This window comes from Flavobacterium selenitireducens, assembly GCF_014748335.1.
Lineage (GTDB): Bacteria > Bacteroidota > Bacteroidia > Flavobacteriales > Flavobacteriaceae > Flavobacterium > Flavobacterium selenitireducens.
On sequence record NZ_JAAVIY010000013.1, the window covers coordinates 45582 to 66786 of the forward strand.

The 21205-nt window shown below is 47.7% G+C and carries 26 protein-coding genes; 15 read left to right on the forward strand and 11 right to left on the reverse strand.

The window, feature by feature from the left end; all coding sequences use genetic code 11:
• Positions 1-13: 13 nt before the first annotated feature.
• Positions 14-649 carry an NAD(P)H-dependent oxidoreductase gene (locus tag HC229_RS15030; RefSeq protein WP_191021328.1) on the reverse strand — a complete coding sequence of 212 codons (636 nt, stop codon included), beginning with the start codon at positions 647-649 and terminating at the stop codon, positions 14-16.
• Positions 650-665: 16 nt separating this feature from the next.
• Positions 666-1121, reverse strand: a complete 456-nt coding sequence (locus HC229_RS15035) for a MarR family winged helix-turn-helix transcriptional regulator (protein WP_191021329.1) — start codon at positions 1119-1121, stop codon at positions 666-668.
• A gap of 120 nt (positions 1122-1241) precedes the next feature.
• Between HC229_RS15035 and HC229_RS15040 the strand changes: the two genes are divergently transcribed.
• The 11 genes from HC229_RS15040 (at position 1242) to HC229_RS15090 (ending at position 9127) form a co-directional block, all read left to right on the forward strand.
• Positions 1242-1784, forward strand: coding sequence for a TlpA disulfide reductase family protein (locus HC229_RS15040; protein ID WP_191021330.1), 543 nt, complete (start codon positions 1242-1244; stop codon positions 1782-1784).
• A 3-nt stretch (positions 1785-1787) separates the two neighbouring features.
• The gene (locus HC229_RS15045; RefSeq protein WP_191021331.1) at positions 1788-2393 is read left to right on the forward strand and encodes a thioredoxin family protein; all 606 of its coding nucleotides are present in this window, start codon (positions 1788-1790) and stop codon (positions 2391-2393) included.
• A 79-nt stretch (positions 2394-2472) separates the two neighbouring features.
• The gene (locus HC229_RS15050) at positions 2473-2784 is read left to right on the forward strand and encodes a rhodanese-like domain-containing protein (RefSeq protein ID WP_191021332.1); all 312 of its coding nucleotides are present in this window, start codon (positions 2473-2475) and stop codon (positions 2782-2784) included.
• Between the two features lie 146 nt (positions 2785-2930).
• Entirely contained in the window at positions 2931-4508 is a 1578-nt protein-coding gene (locus tag HC229_RS15055) for an NADP-dependent glyceraldehyde-3-phosphate dehydrogenase (protein ID WP_191021354.1), read from the forward strand.
• Between the two features lie 20 nt (positions 4509-4528).
• Positions 4529-4819: a thioredoxin gene (gene trxA / locus HC229_RS15060; RefSeq protein ID WP_191021333.1), complete on the forward strand. Its 291-nt coding sequence runs from the start codon at positions 4529-4531 to the stop codon at positions 4817-4819.
• Positions 4820-4918: 99 nt separating this feature from the next.
• On the forward strand, positions 4919-5197 hold the full coding sequence (locus HC229_RS15065; RefSeq protein ID WP_191021334.1) for a hypothetical protein: 279 nt from the start codon (positions 4919-4921) through the stop codon (positions 5195-5197).
• A gap of 101 nt (positions 5198-5298) precedes the next feature.
• The gene (locus tag HC229_RS15070; protein ID WP_191021335.1) at positions 5299-6582 is read left to right on the forward strand and encodes an MFS transporter; all 1284 of its coding nucleotides are present in this window, start codon (positions 5299-5301) and stop codon (positions 6580-6582) included.
• A gap of 274 nt (positions 6583-6856) precedes the next feature.
• Positions 6857-7408, forward strand: coding sequence for a helix-turn-helix domain-containing protein (locus HC229_RS15075; protein ID WP_191021336.1), 552 nt, complete (start codon positions 6857-6859; stop codon positions 7406-7408).
• Positions 7409-7433: 25 nt separating this feature from the next.
• The gene (locus tag HC229_RS15080) at positions 7434-7895 is read left to right on the forward strand and encodes a response regulator (protein ID WP_223845633.1); all 462 of its coding nucleotides are present in this window, start codon (positions 7434-7436) and stop codon (positions 7893-7895) included.
• A 214-nt stretch (positions 7896-8109) separates the two neighbouring features.
• Entirely contained in the window at positions 8110-8661 is a 552-nt protein-coding gene (locus HC229_RS15085) for a helix-turn-helix domain-containing protein (protein ID WP_191021337.1), read from the forward strand.
• Positions 8648-9127 carry a response regulator gene (locus HC229_RS15090; RefSeq protein ID WP_223845634.1) on the forward strand — a complete coding sequence of 160 codons (480 nt, stop codon included), beginning with the start codon at positions 8648-8650 and terminating at the stop codon, positions 9125-9127. Before HC229_RS15085 ends, HC229_RS15090 begins: the two co-directional genes overlap by 14 nt.
• Before the next feature lie 73 nt (positions 9128-9200).
• Here the strand turns inward: HC229_RS15090 and HC229_RS15095 are convergent, their stop codons facing one another.
• Positions 9201-9830 carry a YciE/YciF ferroxidase family protein gene (locus HC229_RS15095; protein WP_191021338.1) on the reverse strand — a complete coding sequence of 210 codons (630 nt, stop codon included), beginning with the start codon at positions 9828-9830 and terminating at the stop codon, positions 9201-9203.
• A 150-nt stretch (positions 9831-9980) separates the two neighbouring features.
• Between HC229_RS15095 and HC229_RS15100 the strand changes: the two genes are divergently transcribed.
• Positions 9981-10256, forward strand: coding sequence for a SemiSWEET family sugar transporter (locus HC229_RS15100; protein ID WP_191021339.1), 276 nt, complete (start codon positions 9981-9983; stop codon positions 10254-10256).
• Between the two features lie 13 nt (positions 10257-10269).
• On the opposite strand, the gene HC229_RS15105 is transcribed toward HC229_RS15100, so the two are convergent.
• Entirely contained in the window at positions 10270-10674 is a 405-nt protein-coding gene (locus HC229_RS15105; RefSeq protein WP_191021340.1) for a hypothetical protein, read from the reverse strand.
• Positions 10675-10874: 200 nt separating this feature from the next.
• Between HC229_RS15105 and HC229_RS15110 the strand changes: the two genes are divergently transcribed.
• On the forward strand, positions 10875-11219 hold the full coding sequence (locus HC229_RS15110; RefSeq protein WP_191021341.1) for a hypothetical protein: 345 nt from the start codon (positions 10875-10877) through the stop codon (positions 11217-11219).
• Between the two features lie 51 nt (positions 11220-11270).
• On the opposite strand, the gene HC229_RS15115 is transcribed toward HC229_RS15110, so the two are convergent.
• Complete coding sequence (locus HC229_RS15115) at positions 11271-11495, reverse strand: hypothetical protein (RefSeq protein WP_191021342.1); 225 nt, start codon at positions 11493-11495, stop codon at positions 11271-11273.
• Positions 11496-11512: 17 nt separating this feature from the next.
• Positions 11513-12058 carry a low affinity iron permease family protein gene (locus HC229_RS15120; protein WP_191021343.1) on the reverse strand — a complete coding sequence of 182 codons (546 nt, stop codon included), beginning with the start codon at positions 12056-12058 and terminating at the stop codon, positions 11513-11515.
• A 238-nt stretch (positions 12059-12296) separates the two neighbouring features.
• Here HC229_RS15120 and HC229_RS15125 point away from each other — a divergent pair, with 238 nt between their 5' ends.
• Both HC229_RS15125 and HC229_RS15130 read left to right on the forward strand, forming a co-directional pair.
• Positions 12297-12785 carry a hypothetical protein gene (locus HC229_RS15125; RefSeq protein ID WP_191021344.1) on the forward strand — a complete coding sequence of 163 codons (489 nt, stop codon included), beginning with the start codon at positions 12297-12299 and terminating at the stop codon, positions 12783-12785.
• Positions 12782-13651, forward strand: a complete 870-nt coding sequence (locus HC229_RS15130) for a hypothetical protein (protein ID WP_191021345.1) — start codon at positions 12782-12784, stop codon at positions 13649-13651. Before HC229_RS15125 ends, HC229_RS15130 begins: the two co-directional genes overlap by 4 nt.
• Before the next feature lie 74 nt (positions 13652-13725).
• Here the strand turns inward: HC229_RS15130 and HC229_RS15135 are convergent, their stop codons facing one another.
• From HC229_RS15135 to HC229_RS15155, 5 genes are all read right to left on the reverse strand, one after another.
• Complete coding sequence (locus tag HC229_RS15135; RefSeq protein ID WP_191021346.1) at positions 13726-15138, reverse strand: efflux transporter outer membrane subunit; 1413 nt, start codon at positions 15136-15138, stop codon at positions 13726-13728.
• A 4-nt stretch (positions 15139-15142) separates the two neighbouring features.
• The gene (locus HC229_RS15140) at positions 15143-18313 is read right to left on the reverse strand and encodes an efflux RND transporter permease subunit (RefSeq protein ID WP_191021357.1); all 3171 of its coding nucleotides are present in this window, start codon (positions 18311-18313) and stop codon (positions 15143-15145) included.
• 107 nt (positions 18314-18420) lie between these two features.
• Positions 18421-19551, reverse strand: a complete 1131-nt coding sequence (locus HC229_RS15145) for an efflux RND transporter periplasmic adaptor subunit (RefSeq protein WP_191021347.1) — start codon at positions 19549-19551, stop codon at positions 18421-18423.
• Between the two features lie 342 nt (positions 19552-19893).
• Complete coding sequence (locus HC229_RS15150; protein ID WP_191021348.1) at positions 19894-20484, reverse strand: TetR/AcrR family transcriptional regulator; 591 nt, start codon at positions 20482-20484, stop codon at positions 19894-19896.
• A 205-nt stretch (positions 20485-20689) separates the two neighbouring features.
• Positions 20690-21139: a hypothetical protein gene (locus HC229_RS15155; RefSeq protein ID WP_191021349.1), complete on the reverse strand. Its 450-nt coding sequence runs from the start codon at positions 21137-21139 to the stop codon at positions 20690-20692.
• Positions 21140-21205 lie beyond the last annotated feature (66 nt).

Genomic DNA, 21205 nt, shown 5'->3' on the forward strand with positions numbered 1-21205 from the left:
GATTAAGTTATGATTATAATGTGATGAATAATTCTTGTTCGGGTTTGCGCACCTTCGTCAAATGTTGCGCTGGATCATCATGGTCGCGATAGCCAACGACAGCAGCTACTGACGCGGTCAATCCGATTTCGCCGAGGTTCAGTATTTCGTCATATGCCGCTTTCTGGAAACCTTCCATTGGCGTGGCATCGAGTTTAAGCGAGGCCGCCGCGCTCAAAAGGTTCGCCAACGCAATATAGGTTTGCTTGGATGCCCAGGTGCTTCTGGACTCGGGCGTCTGCTCAGAAAATGCCGATTTCAGGAAGCTTTCGAATCCCGCCAGCAATTCCCTTTCCACATTACGCGTGGTGGCCATGTTGTCGATATAAGCATCGATAGCGGCGTGGTCGACATCTTTGATATTGGCTAAAACGAACAAATGGGAAGCCTTCAGGATGGAATCTTTGTTGGAGAACGAAACTTCGGCCAGCTGGCTGCGGATCGCCTTATCTTTAATAATCAACACGCGGTAAGGCTGTAAGCCGTATGACGATGCGCTGTAGCGGACCGCTTGTTTGAGAACGTCCAAATCTTCTGGTGAAATAGTGCGCGATGCATCGTATTTCTTGGTGGCATAACGCCAGTTCAAATCGGATATAAAGGTATTCATAAGAGTGTTAACAGGATTATAAATTGCGGAATTTGTCGAGCAACGCGCTCAGCTGCTCCAGTTCTTCCACAGACATTTTTTGCCCGTAAGCGTGTTCGTGCGTAACGATGACGGGATCGAGTTCAGACAATAGTTCCAAACCTTTCGAGGTAATCCCGATTTCCATCTTGCGTCGGTTCGACGGACAGATTTTTCGCGTGACGAGCTCTTTCGCAAGCAATTTGTCTACGAGACGTGTCGTATTGCTTGTCTTGGCCAGCATGCGTTCCTGTATCAGCGACATATTGGCGGGCTTGCCTTTTTGGCCGCGTAAAATCCGTAAGACGTTGAATTGTTCGGCAGAAATATCAAAAGGCTTCAATACCGATTGGATCCCTTCGGCAAGCTTGTTTTGCGTGTATCCGATGTTAAGTACAACCCGTTTTTGAGGCGACATCGGAACACTGCTTTTGATAACTTCTTCTATTGTCATTTGTAATTACAAAATTTGTAGGTACAAATGTATTGCATTTTTATATTTGTAGCTACAAATGTCTTTGTTATTTTTTTGTTAAAGCAAATTCCGACGAGTCGAATTGGCTAATTTTATCAGATGGAAACAATTGCCGTTAATTTCAGGAAAGCCTTGTCGGTTGTGGCGATTTTCATTTTTGCCGTCGGATATTCCCAATCTGATCCAAAACCGCTGGAGATTTTTGCCCAAGGCGGAATTACCGTAAATTCATACGACTTCAAATCTTTCGCGCCTTATCTGAACCGCACCGACGATACGGTTTACGTCGTGAATTTTTGGGCAACCTGGTGCGCGCCGTGCATCGTCGAGCTTCCGCATTTCGAAAAATTGGGACAGGCGTATAAAGACAAAAAGGTAAAAGTGCTTTTGGTGAGTCTCGATTCCAAAAAGAATGTAGAGAAATCGCTGATTCCGTTTATCCGAAAGAAAAAACTCCAATCCCAATATGTGTTGCTTTCCGATCCCGACATGAACGGCTGGATCCCAAAGGTTGATCCGGATTGGTCGGGAGCGCTTCCGGCAACCGTGATTTATAACGGAAGTACGGGCCAGCGAAAGTTTTACGAACAGAGTTTTACCTATGGTCAACTCGAATCTGAAGTCAAATCTTTTATCCAATAATCCATGAAAACAATCAAGATTTTAGCAGCCGTGGCCATTGTGGCGTTTGTGTCGGCCTTTACCATTCCCGGAGGCGGTTACAAAGTGGGCGATGTCGCCACCGATTTCAAACTCAAAAATGTCGACGGCAAGATGGTTTCCCTGTCGGATTACAAATCGGCGAAAGGATTCATTGTCGTCTTTACGTGCAATCACTGCCCGTTTGCCAAAGCTTATGAAGATCGCTTGGTCGCACTGGACAAAAAATACAGCAAGCAAGGCTATCCGGTGATCGCGATCAATCCTAACAATCCCGAAAAGCAAAAGGAGGACAGTTATGATTTGATGAAAGTACGCGCCAGGGAGAAAGGGTTTACGTTCCCGTATTTATTCGACGATGGACAAAAGATCTATCCGCAATATGGAGCTACCAAAACGCCTCACGTCTACATTTTGCAGAAAACCGCAAAGGGAAATGAAGTGAAATACATAGGGGCGATCGACGACAATCATGAGGAGCCGTCTGCGGTAAAGGAAAAATTCGTGGAAAATGCGGTCGATGCGTTGCTCAAAGGACAATCTGTAAAGGTTACCGAGACCAAGGCAATCGGTTGTTCGATCAAGGCATAGCCGATAATTTATTGTTTAACTGTTTGTTTTTTTAAGCCAGGTTCGCACTATTATGGAATCGGCTCTACATTTTTATACTATGGATTTAAATCAACAGGATTGGCTCGACCAACTCCAAAAAGACACTGACGCAGTGATTCTCGACGTGCGTACCGAAGACGAATGGAATGACGGGATTATTCCCGGGGCGGTCAACATCGACATTTATAAAGGACAGGGTTTCATTTATGAGGTCGACCAACTCGACAAAAGCAAAAATTATTACGTGTATTGTAAAGCCGGCGGTCGTTCTGCCCAGGCTTGCGCGATAATGGGACAATTAGGGTTCGGCAATACGTACAACCTCGTCGGCGGATTCACGCAGTGGGAAGGCGAGAAAGTCATGCCGTGACGCCTTTTTAAGAGTGTCGATCGGAAGTGGTTCAGCTGCTTCCGATTTTTTTTGGGGAGAATGAACGCGACTTTTTCTGCTGGCCAATCCCTAACTTTTCTTAAATTTATAAACCTCACCGCGCAATGCGCACAATCACCAAAATCATGGCAAACATTCCGCAAGAATTCAAAGTAGCCCCGATAAAACAGGAAACCTGGCTCGTAAATGGCGAACTCAAGACCTGGACCGGCAAATTCACTGACGTCTTTTCTCCCATCTCCACAACCGACCAATACGAGCGCACACGCCTTGGAAGCATTCCTGCAATGGGCGAAGCTGAAGGGATCGAGGCTATCGAATCGGCGGCCAATGCGTACGGGAAAGGGCAGGGTTTGTGGCCCACCATGAAAGTCGCCGACCGCATCGACTGCATGCAAAAGTTCGTCTCGAAAATGAAAGGAACCAGGGAGGATGTCGTAAAGCTGCTTATGTGGGAAATCGGCAAGACGCTAAGCGATTCGCAAAAAGAATTCGATCGCACCGTCGAATATATCGAAAACACGATCGAAGAATATAAAAAAATGGATCGGGAAGGAGCGCGTTTCCAAAAATCGGAAGGCGTCCATGCGATGATTAGGCGCGGCCCGCTCGGCGTGGTGCTTTGCCTCGGGCCTTACAATTATCCGATAAACGAAACTTTTTCGCTGCTGATTCCCGCCTTGATCATGGGCAATACCGTCATTTTGAAACCACCAAAGTTCGGCGTTTTGTCGCTGTCTCCGATCTTGCCCGCATTTGCCGAGAGTTTTCCTCCGGGAGCGATCAACATTATTTACGGACGCGGACGCGACGTGGCAGGACCCATCGTGCAATCCGGCAAAGTCGATGTCCTGGCGCTTATCGGGAACAGCACGTCGGCAAGAGCGCTTCAGGACCAGCATCCGCACAAGAACAGGTTGCGCATGATATTCAGCCTCGAGGCCAAAAATCCGGCAATCATTTTACCAGATGCCGATCTCGACCTTGCCATTGAGGAATGTATCGCCGGAACTTTATCGTTCAACGGGCAGCGATGCACGGCTTTAAAAATCATTTACGTTCACGAAAAAATCGCGGACGAATTCAACCGGCAGTTTTCGCAAAAAGTCGATGCGATGAAATTTGGGAATCCTTGGGAAGAAGGTGTGAAATTAACGCCGCTTCCGGAGCCTGAAAAACCCGATTACATACAAGGCCTGATCGACGACGCCAAGAGTCACGGTGCGAGCGTTCTCAATGCCAAAGGCGGACAGCGCTACGACAACTATATTTTTCCGCCGGTGATTTATCCGGTAAACAAAAATATGCGGATTTACCACGAGGAACAATTCGGGCCGGCGATCCCGATACTTTCGTTTCGCGACATCAGCGAGCCGCTCGACGATATGGCCGAGTCGAATTACGGTCAGCAGGTAAGTCTTTTCGGTAAGGATCCGAAGGAATTGGCTCCGTTGATCGATGGCTTGACCAATCTCGTCTGCCGCGTGAATTTGAACAGTTCCTGCCAGCGCGGCCCGGATGTCTTTCCGTTTACCGGACGCAAGGATTCGGCAGCCGGAACCCTGAGCATACACGATGGCCTGCGGTCGTTTTCGATACGGACGATGGTCGCCGCAAAGGAAAATCAATACAACAACGGCATTATCACGGATCTGCTCGACAGCAAAAAATCCAATTTCATCAACACCGATTACATTTTGTAATCTGATCCAACAGAAGCGATATGAGTAGTTTTCAGGATATCATAAACCAGGACAAACCGGTGCTCGTCGATTTTTTTGCCGAATGGTGCGGACCTTGTAAAATGCTTGCTCCTGTTCTGAGTGAGGTAAAGCAAGAACTTGGGCAAGCCGTCTCCATCATCAAGATCGACGTTGACAAAAACCGGGAATTGGCGTCCCGATATAACGTTCAGGGTGTGCCGACTTTATTGCTGTTCAAAAACGGCAAACAGGTCTGGCGGCAATCCGGGGCGCTGCCCAAGCAAGAAATATTAAAAATCTTAAGCAGTTGATGATTTCGGGCACAAGCAGCACATCCGCAACGTAAACGGTAAATGGTATAAGGCGAAATGTCTGGGATTTCCGAACTTTATATTTCTAAATCAGCAATTATGGAAACCAGGAAACCCGATACGACCGTTCCCGGAATCGACCATCAGGAATCGGAAGTCAATGAGTATATCGTAAATGATGCAGAACGTGTTCACGCCAAAGAAATGCGCGAAGCTGTCAAAAAAGACCGAAATTTCTACGAAAGCGCCGACAATCCCGGCAAGCACTTCAACGAAAATGACCAGGCTTATTCGCAAACGAGTCCGGACGATTTTGTCAGGACGCATTCCAAATTCCATCATAACGATGATGTGATCGAAAATCACGACCCGGACTAACATCCGGGTTTTTTATGTAGATCGGTTTCGGAAAAAAGGATGGAGGTCGGCGGGATGTAGTCGTGTGCAGATGCTTATCTTTGCGCCTTCAAACATCCCCAATGCAAAACGAGCCCAAACCGAAGACATCGCGTTTCCTCAGTAAAAATCCGGCACTTTCAATCGTGGAGTTCCGGTATTTCCTATCGGTACGCTTCGGAATGATTTTCGCGCTCAACATGCAGTCGACGATCATTTACTATTGGGTGTATCACATCACGAACGACAAATTGTCGTTGGGATTGGTTGGTCTGGCTGAAGTGATTCCAGCGGTTTGTTTTTCCCTGTTCGCGGGGCACATAGTCGATCTCAATGAGAAGCGCAAAATGTTGTTGCTTTGCCTGACCGGCTATGTTGCGCTAGGAGCCGGATTGGCAGCACTGAGTTTGCCGCGGATGGAATATCTGACGATCGATACGCGGCTGCATATCATTTACTTTCTGGTTTTCCTCGGCGGAATGATACGCGCGTTCTATGGGCCATCCGGCTTCGCGATGTCGGGCCTCGTCGTGCCCCGGGATCTGTATCCGAACGCCACGAGCTGGAGCAGCATGGCCTGGCAGATGGGCGCCGTATGCGGGCCTCTGGTCGCTGGGTTCCTGATTGCGGGCATCGGAATTACCGCCGGAATGTTCGCGGTCCTGGCGGTAGAATTGTTGCTGCTTTTCCCGTTGCTGAAGATCGGCGTCAAGCCTGTGATCAAAAAAGAAAAAGAGCCTGTTTTGAGAAGCCTGACCGAAGGCGTGCGCTTTGTATGGAACACGCCTGCGTTATTGGGCGCCCAATGTCTCGACATGTTTTCTGTGCTGTTCGGCGGAGCTGTGGCCCTGCTGCCTGTGTTTCAAAAAGAAATCCTGATGGTGGACGAAACCGGATTTGGGATCCTGCGTGCCGCTCCGGGAATGGGTGCCCTGTGCACCATGGCGTTGCTGGCATTTCTCCCATTGCGGACCAATCCAGGACGAAAACTTTTTATATGCGTCACCGGATTTGCTTTATCGATTATTGTCTTTGGGCTCAGTAAAAGCTTTTTGCTGTCGTTTTTCGCGCTGATGTTTTCGGGTATGTTCGATGCCGTCAGCGTGGTAATTCGGGGCACGATCCTTCAACTCGTAACACCGGATCATATGCGCGGACGCGTTTCTTCGGTCAACACCATTTTCATCAGTTCTTCGAACGAACTCGGCGACTTTGAAAGTGGCGTCATGGCGCATTGGCTTGGGGCGGTCAGGGCGGTCGTGACAGGAGGGTGCATAACATTGGGTGTGATCGGAATCACATTCTTCAGTGCGCCCCAACTGCGGAACTTCACATTCATGACTCGCAAAGAAGAAGTCCGGGATTAATTGCCAATATTGTAATAGTGCAAAGGAATATGGGAATTTTGTAAACAGGTCGTGCCCATATTTCCCAATTTTGCCTCACTCAATTTAGCCGATTAATTCCAAAAACAGCATTTAATCGCCACATTTTTTGAAAAAAGATCAGCCAATCTGGAAACACTTGTGAAGGTGTGTCATAGTGGAAAGTGGAATAAGTCTGATGATCGTTATTCCATTTTTTTTTGAGGTTGCAAAAGCAGTAAGACTAACGAATAAAACAAAAGAGGAGCTTTAGCGAATGAGGTTCAACATAATTCGTCACGACAACATTCCGGTGATGACTATTTTGAGGGAGCAGTTCCGAAAACTCGACATACCGTTCCGATTGCTCGAATCAGGAGAGATTGAAGTTTCCGACGAAATTTCAGAAACCAAAATGCTCCGACTGTCCGAGATTCTCAGGAACTATAGTATCGAGATACTCGAAGACGAGAAGAGCCAACTCGTGCAAAAAATAAGGAATATCCTGATCGAGCTTGTGCACGACAACAAGCCGCAGCTCATGACCATTTCGTATTACCTGTCTGAAAAAATGAACCTCAGTTATGGCTATCTTTCGTACCTGTTTGCCTCGCATACACACTATTCGATAGAGAAATACATCATCCTGTTGCGGATAGAGCGCGCCAAGGAAATGATCATCGAAGGACGGCTTACGCTTAAACAAATCAGTGCGGCACTCAATTACAGCAGTGTCCAACATTTTTCAAGACAGTTCAAAAAAACGACGGGATTGACCATTTCTTCGTTTAAACGCGTCATCCAGCTCAAACGGGCGGCTAATTCATAACACGTTAAAAACTATAAATAAAGACATGATGGTAGAAAAATACGAAAGGGATACAATGAACATCATGTTGGCTGATGACGATGCTGACGACCGCATGTTTTTTGAGGAGGCCCTTTCTTCGACGCCAATAAAATTCAATTTGACACTTTTTAAAGACGGTTTTGAGCTGATGGACTATTTTTCAAATCCGGAAAGTGAATTGCCGCATATACTTTTCCTCGATTTGAACATGCCGGGAAAATCAGGGATACAATGTTTGGAGGAATTGCGCGCCATTCCACGCCTTCGGGAAATGTCGGTGGCGATTTACTCGACTTCAAGCGCAGACCGCGATATCGAGGACACTTTATCGAAAGGGGCCAACATCTATATACAGAAACCGAGCAATTTCGAGAAACTTCGGAAAGTGATCAGCCACGTCCTCAAGACCAATTGGCAGTTTCATATGTCAGGGCTCAATAAGGAAACTTTCTTTCTGAACATCTGATTTTAACTATCAAAGCTGCAACCGAAAGTGGAAAAATTGCAAACTGCGACTAACTTTATGAAGTAACTTTACATAAGTCCTTAGGGTTAGAAACATTGAGGGTCAGACGATATACAGCTTTTTGTAGTATTTTGTCGCTAAAATAGGGTGGAATGGCGTGAGTTGCGTGCTCCACTCTTTTTTTTGAAAAACAACCAACAAAACAACCAACGCAATGAAGTTTCATTTTTCATGCAGTTCGCTATTGCCCGCCATTACGGTGCTTGAGGATCAGCTTGCGAAATTCGACATCAGTTTCAGGAGGCATGATGACGGCTATCTCGAAACCAACCAGGACATACCCGAAGCCTATCGATCGAGGATACAGGATTCGCTCGAAAAGTACAGTATCCGAATCATCGACGACGAGCGTGAATGCCTCGTTCAGCGGATCAAAAATATCCTTTTCGAAATCGTCTACTCAAAAAAGCAGCCGCAGACCACATTGTCGTCTTACCTCGCCGACCGGCTGGGATACAGTTACGGTTTCCTGTCCGGGATTTTTGCCGCACAAACGTTCTGCTCGATCGAGCAATATGTGATCATGATCAAGACGGAACGCGCCAAGCGACTCATAATTGAAGACGAAATCTCGCTAAAGGAAATCAGCGATTTGCTGGCTTACAGCAGTTTAGGGCATTTTTCCAAACAATTCAAGAAATGTACGGGAATTACGTTGTCAGAATTCAGGAAAATTATAATCAGACGCAAAAATGGCGACAATTAAACAGGGCGACACGCGCAATCCGGGTTTGAAAATGTCGGTTTTTCTCGCAGACGACGATTCGGACGACCGGACGATTTTCAGCGAGGCTTTCGAGAAGATACGCGACGACCTACAGACGGAGCTGTTACTGTTCGAGAACGGCCTTGAACTCATCGCACACATGAAAAGCACCACTGAACTGCCCCACATTATCTTTCTCGATCTGAACATGCCGTTGAAATCCGGAAAGGAATGTTTGCGCGAATTGCGGCAGGACAGGAGGTTCGATGGCGTCTCCATCGCTATTTATTCCACTTCCAACGCAGCTTCCGATATCGAAGACACCTTCAGCGGAGGCGCAAATGTCTACATCCACAAACCCGATAATTTCGACCAACTCAAAAAAGCGTTGAGGCAAGTATTGAAACTCAACTGGCAGTTTCACATGACGGGCATGAACAAGGAAACATTTTTCCTCAATATTTAAAAAGAGAAAAGCGGGTTTATCGCCCGCTTCCCTCTAACCAAAATAATCAACTTAATCCCGGATAACATTCCGATTATTCCTCTGACGAATCGTCTTCGTCTGCGGCATCGAAATTTATCGTGTTGTAGGCTTTTTCGGTCAAGGTCATATCGGCCTCTTTCTCCTCGTCAAGCGTCATCTGTAACTGCTCGGCCGCTTCTTCTTCACCTATCGTCTTAGCCCACGCGACCAATGTCCCGTAAGTTGCGATTTCGTAGTGTTCGATTTTTTGGGAAGCCCCGATGATGCCGGCATCGCGCACAGCTCCAATTTCGGTTTCTTCCATGATCGATTCGCCTTCCTTGATAAGGCCGTCCATGGCGTCACATTTTTTGGCCACCGCTTTTTCACCCATCATTTCGAAAACTTGCTCGAGTCGGGTCACCTGGTTTTCAGTTACCGTCAAATGTTCTTCGATTGCCGCAACGAGTTCCGGGGAGGTAGCGTTCTTGGCCATTTTCGGCAAGGCTTTGGTCAATGCCTTTTCTGCCCAGTAAATGTCTTTCAATCCGTCTACGAATAGTTCGGTCAAACCTTCGGCTGCAGAATTTTTTGCCTTTACCTGACCTCTTGTAGTCGTAGTTTTCGATGCGGTTTTTGCCGGAGTTGCAGTTTTAGCGGGCGTTTTTTTGGTTGTGGTTGTCTTTGGTTTTGTAGTTGCCATATTTTTGAATTTTATGATTTAAATCTTTTACAAAGTTCAAACCGACACGCGATCAGAAAATTACACGATTCATGTCTTCCCTTGTACAATAAAAAATCCGCGTCCATTGGCTAATATTAATGATTACCTTAGGGTACTGATCGATATATTATGGACGAAGTAAAATGGTTGGGCCTCGTAGCGGCATTTTTTATCACGGTTGCGAATTTCCCTCAGACTTTCAAGATGATCCGAACCGGTTCGGCAAAGGACATTTCCACGATGACGTATTTGTTGTTGGTCATAGGCAACGCCGCCTGGCTGGTATATGGAATCATTAAGGAGGATTTACCGCTGATTGTGGGAAATTCCATTTCCACGGCGACCTGCGCCTTGATATTATGCCTGAAACTGGTATCAAAACGCAACAAAAAAGCGGGAAATTAATCCCGCCTTGTTTTTATAGTCTCGACTCGAAACCGCCAGAATTGCGTTCGCGTTCCAGTCGTCTTCTTTCTTCTTCATACGACTCCGTTTGCTCGTCCCGCTGTGCCGCTTCCCAAGCATCGTCATATTCCTGGCCTTCGTGATCGTTCCCGAAAACCATCTCGTTTCCTTTGGTGAGTAAGCTTCGGCTACTGTCGCTGCTGCTGCCATAGCTGTTGCTGTAACGCTCGTCGTCGGAGATCGCTTCAGATGATGGGTTCTCGGTGTTGGACGGCCTCATGTCTGTGGCATATTGGTTTTCCGCATCCGACAAACTATAGTCGTTTTGCGACATGTCATTTCGGTTAGATTCATTGCCTTCATCGTATCGGGAAAGACGTTCGTTTTCGCGCCCTTCCCAATTGTTCGGATTTTCCATGATTTCGGTTTTTTAAGTGGTTGTCTTACAAAGTTCGCGTTACAATACACATTTCGTATTACAATTTTTAGATTCCGATTTGTATCTTTTCGAGGCTAGCACATTGAGATTCAGTCAAAACGTGATTCAAATATCCGAAATGATGTAAAGCGGAACCGCTTTCGTATGCCTATCTTTCGGATAACAAAAAAATAAGACACATGAAAAAATTCATTTTTATGCTGAGTGCGTTGCTGTTTGCCGGCATTGCCTCAGCTCAGACGGATTCCGTCCGAAAAGGAAAAAAAAGTACCAAAACCGAGAAATCGAATAAGGTCAACAAAAAGAACGACATGCCGCGCGATACCATGATGGGAAATCGCACTGACAACCGACGCAGCAAAATGGCGCCGACAACCCAGCCGAATAACAGTACCGACCCTGCAAGGCCGACAACTCCACCGGGATCGACAACACCGCCGAATCCTTCGACCCAGCCGTCGCCTAGTTCACCTACGACGCCAAACAATCCTTACAATCCGGTTTCGCCAACGCCACAGCCGTAAAAATAAAAACCCGGACGTACTATCCGGGTTTTTTATTGTTGAATGGCAAAATCACGGGACTTGTTCCATTTCTCCGCTTGTGGTTCCCGATGTATTCGAGTCGTTTACCGGCGGCGCCTGGACCGTATCTGGTTCGATCATCGTGGCATCGGGCTCGGTGGTGACAATCGTGTCGCCGGAAGTGCCGTCTGCATTCGTGTTTTCTTTTTTACATGACGTGAGGCCTACGGTCATGGCCGCTATCGCCGCTAATAAAAATGTGCGTTGCTGTTTCATATTCTGATAATTTAAGTTTATAGGTTCGGATTTGTCGTGTTGTTTCCCATTTTTGCTCCGGTACCGGATTTGCTTTTTTTGCTGCGTTCGATTTTTTCGTCCCGCTCTTCGCGCATTTCTTCTTTGAACAGTTGCTGGTCGTCGGCCTCGTCGATGGAGTGGGAGCGCAGCAGGCTTTCTTCGGTTTGCGACAGTTTGCTCAATCGGGAATAATATTTCTGGATAATTTTCATTTCTTCTTCGGTGAGTTCCTCAATGTCTACGAGGCGGTTGCTCGCATATTCGTGAGAGGCGACCAGTTCGTTGAGCTTGAGTTGAATAGCGAGAGAATCCTTGTTTTGCGCTTTTTGGATCAAGAACACCATCAAAAATGTGACAATAGTGGTTGTCGTGTTGATGAAGAGCTGCCAACCGGCGGAAAAGTCGAAAATCGGGCCGAGAACGCCCCATCCGATAATCATTACGAAAGCCATCGTGAACGCTGTGGTTGATCCAGCGGCCTTTGAAACGCCCATGGCCATACGCTCGAACTTGTTGTTTGTGGAAGTTGGCTTGTGTTTCATAGCAGGCAAATTTCGGTTGTGTAAAATAACGCGTAGATAGCAAAAGAAACCTTACACATTTGGACGTCATCATTATAACATTCACCAATGTTCAATATGCTTTGGCCAATACGAACCGGTTCACAAATAGATGTAAATCGCTATTTTTAAACATCGGATTTCCGAATACTATAAAAACGAATCAAAATCCTGTAACGCTTTCAATCCAGAATTCGTTCATCTTCGTAAAAACATCGTTATGAAACTTCTTGTGTTACTTTTATCGTTCGTATTGCCAATGGCTGCGCTCAACTTATCTCAAGTACGGCAGGCGTACATCGCAGCGGCAAAGTCGGAGGCGGGCGCAAAAAAGTTCGCATCACTTCTCGAACCGGTAACAAAAGATGATAATAACAAGGTGCTCGTGGCTTACAAGGGCTGCTCGTTGACGTTGAAGTCGAAGCATTCCAATTATTTGCCTGACAAAATTTCATTTATGAAGGAGGGCGCGGCTTATCTCGATCATGCTGCCCAGTCCGATCCCCAAAACATCGAAATCCGGATGATACGCCTGAGCGTGCAGGAAAACGTGCCTTTTATCGTAAATTACCGCGACAACATTGACGAAGACAAAGCCATGATTCTTTCCCGCTACTCGAATGCCCCGAAAGAAGTCAAATCACATGTTGGGAATTATGTCAGGATGTCCGAGAGTTTTACCAAAGAAGAAAAGGCGAAAATAAAATGACGAGGATTACAGGCGCAATTTTGCTCTTGTTGTTTCTGATGGACTGCCTTTCGGTTCGCGCCCAGTCGTTTCGAAAACAGCGGATGACTCCAGTCCGCACCCAAAATTTGCCGCGGAAAGTGTCTGAAACTTCAGGATTGGCAACGTTTGACCGTTTTATCGCTACCCATAACGATTCCGGGAACGCCCCAAAACTTTACCTTATCGATACCGCTACGGCATCGGTGGCCAAAGCGTTTGAACTTCCGGTTCGCAATAGCGATTGGGAAGATATTACCCAGGATAGCCTGTATCTTTACATCGCGGATATCGGGAATAATTACCACCAACGACCATCGCTTAAAATTTACCGGATCGACAAAAACGCGCTTTCACACGATTCTATTTCATTGGACAGCATCGGATTCCGATGGCCGGAAAATCCGAGGACGGGAAAAGTAGTGAATCACAACTGCGAGGCCGTTATCTCCTATGCCGACAGTTTGTACCTGTTCACGAAAGAGGAGGGAAGGACATCGGTTTTTTCGATTCCGAACCGTCCGGGAGAGCACCAAGCCAGGTTTAAATCCGAATTCAAAACTAAAATATTTATAACCGGCGCCTGGATCAGCCCGAATAAACCCAGGCTTGTGCTTTGCGGATACACGAAAATGTTGCGTCCTTACCTCATTGATTTTCGCAATTTCGACGATACCGACTTTTTCGATGCGGATATTACCGAGATCAGGATTCGGAAGCGCTTTCGCCAGGTGGAGGGCATTACAAGTTTCAACGGAACGGATTTCTACATTTCCAACGAACATTTCCGGCTACCGTGGCTCATCAACAAACGCCAGCAACTTCATCTGCTGAAGCTGAAACAATAGCAGCAATCGACCCGACGGAAATGCAAAAAGCCCTCCCGAAGAAGAGCTTTCCGCACAAAAATGAAAACAAATAATCAGTTCCAGCCACCGCCAAGCGAGCGGTACAAATCTACGGCCGCGTCAAGCCTCGCCTTTTTCTGGACGAGGACTCCAAGTTCGGCCTGAAGCAAATTATCCTGAGCCGTGATGACTTCGAGATAGTTCGCCATTCCGGACTTGAACAGCATATCGGCGTTCGTTACGGCCTTTTCGAGCTGTAAACGCCTGTTGTCGGAAGCGTCGTATTGCAATTTCAATTTGTCGATAGAAACCAACGCGTTCGAAACTTCGGCCACCGCCACCAAAACCGACTGCCTAAAACCAATCACGGCTTTTTCGCGTTCCGCTTTGGCCACTTCATATTGGGTCCGCAGTCGTTTGCCGTTAAGCAAAGGTTGGGTGAGGCCGCCGGCTACCGATCCGAAAAGCGAAGCGGGCATCGTGAACCAATTGCTTGCCTCAAACGCATTTACGCCACCGCTGGCGGTAATGGTCAGGCTCGGATACAACTCCGCTTTGGCCGCACCCGTCCTGGCGTTTGCTTCCTGCAGATAATATTCCGCCGATTTCACATCCGGTCGCATCGCCACCATTTGCGATGGAACACCGGCATCGAGCTTGTCCGATACCGGTAGCTGCGACAAAGCGACTTTTCGCTCTACCGAGTTCGGGAAGCGGCCGGTTAAAACACTCAGTGCGTTTTCCTGGATCGCGATCTGCTGCTCCAGAAACGGAATAAGCTGGGCGGCTACCAACCGTTGTGCTTCGGCTTGTTGTTGCGCCAATGAAGTCACTTGCCCGGATTCGTACCGCAAATTGATCATCTCGAGTGTGCGTTGGTTGAGGCTGAGGTTTTTGCGCGCCACTTCGAGTTGGGCGTCGAGCATCAGCAAGTTGTAGAACCCTTTGGCTACGTTCGACACGACCAGGGTTCTCAACGCGTTATTGGCTTCGGCCGATTGCAGATACTGGGCAAGCGCCGCTTTTTTGCGGTTTTTTATTTTGCCCCAAATGTCCGCTTCCCATCCCAACGTTGCTGCCGCGGTAAAATCGTTTATGTGGTTTTGGCCGACGAATTGGCTTAAGCTCAGTCCGTTAAGGCTGTTTCCCGAAGGATTGGTCGAACTTGCCGAAACCTGTAGATTCAATGTCGGAACATTGCCCCATTTTGCCTGCGAAAGCTGGAGCCGTGCAATTTCGATGTTTTGCTGGGCCACCAACAAATCGTTGTTTTTGACCAAGGCGCTGTCAATCAAGATCTGCAGCGTTTGGTCTGCAAAAAAGGTTCTCCAGTCGCTTTGTGCGATAGAATTGGTGCCCGTGCTCGTTTCCGATCGGAACGTCTCCGGAATCGCCTCTTTTGGCGTTTCGATGTCTTTCGACACTTTACAGGCGTTCAAGATCAGCGCCAGCATCAGGGTCAGTATTATTTTGATGTGATTTTTCATGGTGTCAGATTTGTGCGGTTGCCACTTCAGGTTGGGATGGAACCGGTTTTTTAGAAGAAACGCTCTCGTGCAGGTATTGGAAGACGATGAACAGCACCGGTACGATCAAAACGCCGAGCACCACACCTGTGATCATTCCGCCGGCAGCTCCTATCGAAATCGAGTGGTTACCTTGAGCCGACGGACCTTTGGCATACATCATCGGGATCATCCCTACGACAAAAGCCAGCGATGTCATGATGATCGGGCGAAGTCGCAATTTGGCTGCTTCCAGCGAAGAGGCGACGAGCGATTTGCCCGACCGTCTTCTCTGAGCGGCGAATTCCACGATAAGGATGGCGTTTTTGGCCAATAATCCGATGAGCATGATCAGGGCGACCTGTACGTAAATGTTGTTGGATATTTCGGCAAGACCGATCGCTGCGAAAACGCCGAACATACCCGTCGGAATCGACAGTATCACGGCTAGCGGCAGCAAGTAACTTTCGTATTGGGCCGCGAGCAGAAAGTAAATGAATAGAAGCGAAAGGATGAAAATAACGGTCGATTGTCCCGCAGATGAAATTTCTTCCCTGGTCATTCCTGAAAATTCATAACCGTATCCGAACGGAAGCGTTTGGGCGGCAACTTCTTCTACGGCTTTGATCGCGTCCCCTGAGCTATAACCCGGTTTTGCGATGGCGTTCACACCAATCGAGTTGAAAAGATTGTAACGTGAGGCGGTTTCAGGGCCGTAGACGCGGTTGAGTTTTACAAGAGTGTTGATCGGAACCATCTCGCCCGTGCGGTTCTTGACGAAAATTCCATCCATCGAACCTATTTCGGTACGCGAATCTTTTTCGGCTTGCACCATCACCCGGTAATATTTCCCGAATCGGTTAAAATCCGAAGCTTGGGCAGATCCGAAATAGGCCTGCATCGTTTGCATGATGTCTTTGACAGAAACGCCCAACTGTTCGGCTTTCACATCGTCTACTTCCATGTCATATTGCGGATAGTCTGCCTTGAAAGACGAGAAGGCCACGGCGATTTCCGGTCGTTTCATCAACTCTCCAAGAAATTTGTCCTTTACGCCGCTGAACTTTTGGAGGCTTCCGCCGGTTTTGTCCTGAAGCACGAAATCCAATCCGTCGATATTGCTGAATCCGGGAACGGTAGGAAACGTAAACACGAAGAAATTCGTGCCTTTTACCGCCGCAAGTTTTCCCTGTACGTCGGCCATGATGGCGTTGATGTCGTCGATCTCGCCTCTTTCGCCCGGTTTCTTGAGCAAAATGAACGCTACCGCCGCCGACGGGCTAGAGGATTGTGTCAGCATGTTGAATCCGGACAATCCCATGACGGTGCGTTGGGACGGCAATTTTTGCAGGATGGCTTCCGCTTCCTGTACCGCTTTGGTCGTGCGCTCAAGCGAGGCTCCGGCCGGCATCGACATAGAAACGGCGATGAAGCCTTGATCTTCCGACGGAATAAACCCGGTAGGAGTGCGCTGCACCATAAAAACGGTAGCGGCGATCACGACGGCCAATCCGCCGAGGCTGACCCATTTGTGGCGTGTAAGGAATCTCAGGCTACCGACGTAATTGTTGGTCAATTTGTCGAATCCGGTATTGAAACCGGCGAAGAATTTTTCCTTGAACGATTTTTTTCCGGAGACATTTTCGCCGTGGTGTTTCGGTTCTTTGAGGAACAAAGCGGCCAGGGCAGGGCTCAACGTCAAGGCATTCAAGGCCGAAATGACGATTGCGATGGCGAGCGTGAAGGCGAACTGTCGGTAAAACACGCCTGTCGAACCTTCCATGAATCCGACGGGAAGAAAAACCGCTGCCATTACGAGCGTGATCGAAATGATCGCCCCGGTAATTTCGCTCATAGCAGATATCGTCGCGGTTTTTGGCGGCAAATGCCGGTGTTCCATCTTGGCGTGAACGGCTTCGACCACGACAATGGCGTCATCGACGACGATTCCGATAGCCAAAACCAAAGCGAATAACGTCAACAAGTTGATCGAGAACCCGAAAAGGTTCATAAAGAAGAACGTTCCCAGAATCGCAACAGGAACCGCAATGGCCGGAATCAGCGTCGAACGGAAATCCTGTAGAAACAGGAATACGACAATAAAAACCAGGATAAAGGCTTCGATTAGCGTGGTCACAACCTGGTCGATCGAAGCGTCGAGCGAGTCTTTCGTGTTGTACAGGATAAGGTATTTGACGCCTTTCGGGAAGTCTTTTTCAGCCTTTGCCATCAAATCGGCTATCGCGATCTGGATTTCGTTGGAGTTAGAACCCGCGAGCTGCATCGTAGCGATGTTAATGCCCGGTTTTCCGTTGGTACGCGTGTAATTTCCGTAAGTGTAAGCGCCGAATTCGATTTTGGCGACGTCTTTCAACCGCAGTACGGAACCGTCGGCATTCGATCGGATCACAATGTTCTCGTATTCTGTCGGCTTGTTGAGTTTTCCCTTGTACTTGATGACGTATTCAAACGCTTCTTTGCTGCTTTCACCGAATTTTCCGGGAGCCGCTTCGAGGTTTTTGTCCTGGATCGCAGCCATGACTTCTTTCGGAGTTAGGTTATACGAGGCCATTTGCGCCGGCTTGAGCCAGACGCGCATCGAGTAATCCTTGTTTCCGCCAAAGATCAGCGACTGGCCGACTCCAGGTATACGCCTGATTTCAGGGATGATGTTGATTTGGGCATAATTGGCCAGGAACGTTTGATCGTATTGGGTTTCGTCCTCGGAATACATATCGACGACCATGATAAGGCTATTTTGCTGCTTGGTCGTGGAGATTCCCGCCAAAACGACTTCGGACGGAAGCTGGCTCACCGCTTGTGAAACCCGGTTCTGGACGTTGACGGCGGCTTGATCGGGATCGGTCCCGAGCTTGAAATATACGGTGATGACCAGCGAGCCATCGTTACTTGCAGATGAGCTCATATAGCTCATGTTCTCGACTCCGTTTATCGATTCTTCGAGGGAAGGCGCAACGGAACGCAAAATGGTTTCCGCGTTGGCACCCGGATAGAATGCCGTTACCTGGACGGCCGGAGGCGCGATGTCAGGAAACTGCTGGAGCGGAAGTTTGGTAAGCCCCAGGATCCCGACGATGACCAGTAAAACGGAAATCACGGTAGCGAGCACGGGGCGTTCTATGAATTTTTTAAACATGTTTTCTTTGTGTGAAAGTTTGTAAACGTGGTTTCGGAAAGGGACGGGAAGTCCTGCCCGGCCGCGTTTGTGCGACCGGAGACAGTATTTCATTCCCTTTGTTCAGCTTATTTTTTCGCCAGGATTTTTGATTCCTCGGGTTTGATCTGAGATCCTTCCTGCAGGTTTTCGAATCCTTTGAAGACGATGCGGTCGCCGGGCTTCACGCCGCTTTCGACGAGGTAGGAAGTGTTGGTTTTTCCAGAGACGTTGATGGGTTGTTTGCTGACTTTGTTGGATTTGTCGACGGCAAACACAAATATCTTATCCTGGATTTCGATCGTCGCTTCCTGAGGGACGAGTACTGCGTCGCTATGCGGAAGGCTGAGTCGGACTTTGCCGGTGTTGCCCGAGCGGAGAAGTCCCTTTGCATTCGGGAATTTGGCGCGCAGTGTAATTGCACCCGTGGTCTTGTCGAATTGCCCGTCCACCATGTCGATATAGCCGGTTTGCTCGTAAGCGGAATTGTCCGATAGAACCAGTTTTACCGGAGGAAGGCTCTTGAGTTTGTCGGTCAACGTGGCACCTTTATGATCGTTCTTGAACCGGATGAAGTCCGACTCTCCAAGCGAAAAATAAGCGTAGACTTCGTGAACGTCAGATAGTGTCGTCAGCGATTCCATGTCGGATGGCGCGACCAGACTGCCTTGTTTTTTTGGAAGGCGCCCGATGTAGCCACTAACGGGAGCAGTAATCGAGGTATAACCGAGGTTGATTTTTGCCGAACCCACTGCGGCGCGCGCTTGCTCTACATTGGCACCCGCCATTTTCAAGGTGGCTTTCGCGGTTTTGAGTTGGTATTCGGACACCACATTATTGGCGACCAACGGAGTCAGTTTCTCTACCTCGAGCTGAGCATTGGTTTGTGCAGCCTCGGCAGCTCTCAACTGGGCAGAAGCGTTGTTGAGTTGCTCGCGGAACGGCTGTTCGTTGATTTTGAACAGCGGCTGGCCTTTTGTGACATAAGCGCCCTCATCTACAAGGATGCGTTCGAGGTTGCCGCTTACCTGCGGACGGATTTCAACATCGACCAGGCCTTGGAGAGCGGCAGGGAATTCTGCGTCGGTATTTGCTTCGGTATTGGAAATGCTGATTACCGGAACTTCGGGAACGACCGCTTGAAGTGCGGTATTCTCTTGGTGGGCACAAGCCGTTATGATGAGAGCGGCGATTGCGTATAGGAAAAGATTATCTTTCATTTTGTGGATATTAAATAGTGATGTAAATGGTATTGACCTGTTTCTCAAAATAAATGATGTGCCTTATCGAGATTGGCCCTGGCCAGCAATGGTATACAACCTTTACATTTTTTGACTGATGTTCTCATTTCTACTTGTGTTATATTTTCTAACGTCGTTAAGCATGTTAGCCGATGTTTCCGACGATTCTCAATTTCAATGACAGCCCGTGAAATAAAACCGGGTTATGTAATCTAACAGCGTTAGGAAAAACTGTAAAAAAAACCGCTGTAAAAAGTCGCCACTTAAGGCGATGTATCTTTTCTGAGCCGAAACATGGGTTAGCGAGCTACTATCTTTCTGTTATGATCGGATCGACCGGATAATCCCGCCAATCGCGTCTTTGAGGATATGGGTGTTCATTTCGCCTCCCAGTCCGTCTCCAACGATGTTTATGGAAATCAAACCATGGACTACCGAGAAGAACGAAAAATATTTCTGTTTCACGACCTCCGCATCGGGTTCGCCCGGCATCACCCTGGCAATCGTCTCCAGAAACAACTCGTACTGCAATTCCGCCTCCGGTACTTTCATCAACCAGCACGTCATTTCAACACCGAACATCACCTGATACATTTCCATGTTCTTGAAGGCAAAGTTCCAAAACGCCATCCACATCGCTTCCAATTGCTCTTCGGGATCGGAAATGTTTTCTTTCAACTCCTTGAGCTCATTGTAAAGCTGTAAAAAACCTTTTTTTGTTATCTCTTTTAAGATCGCGTCTTTATTAGAGAAATGTTCGTAGATGACAGGAGGCGTATACTCGATATCATCCGCGATTTTTCTCATGTTCAATCCCTGCCAGCCTTCTGCCTTTACGATTCTGTAAGCGGCATCGAGGATCTTACATCTTGTTTCTTCCTTCTGCCTAAGAATCCTGTCCTTACTTCCCATAACAAGAATAAATAAATCTAACAATGTTAGGCAAATTTAGAACAATTAATGTTTGCCTCAAAATACTGTGTAATCAATTTTCGCTATCATTTCAATGGTGTCAGACTATTATTGCCGTAGACACTGGATTGATGCTGATTTGCGATGCGCGTTTTAATTCTTTCCGTCGATAAAATGATCGTTGAAAATTCTTTTTGGAAATATTTTACTCGGAAATTTCGCGCTCTTTTTCTTTCTTCTTCTCTTTCTTCTTTTTCTTTCCCGAACGCATTTGCTCCTTGAACGCATCATACTTTTTCAATTGATCCGGGTCGAGCAGCGCCTTGATATCGTTGTCGGATTTCGTTGTAATTTGTACGGCTTCCTCCTGTTTCTCCGCCTCTGGTCGGGAATCGGTGCGCAATGCGGTAAGCTTTCGCTGCTGATCGTGCAGCACGTTGCGTATGGCGGCCTCCTGCAAGCCGTTGAGCGAAAGTTCCGTCGTGAGCATCGCCATCGTTTTGCTTAGTTGTTCTTCAGGACTCGGCGGTTTGGCCGCACCCTGCATGTCGTGTTGTTGGTCAAGGGCGTTGATACCAGTCCCGGATCGTCTCATCTGAGCCTGTGCAGTTACTAATCCGAAAACGAAAATCAAGATTGCAAAACGTATTTTCATGTGGTCCAATTTCTTGCGAAGGTAATTAAAACTGCGGTATCGTGAAATTTTCAGGTGCAACGCATA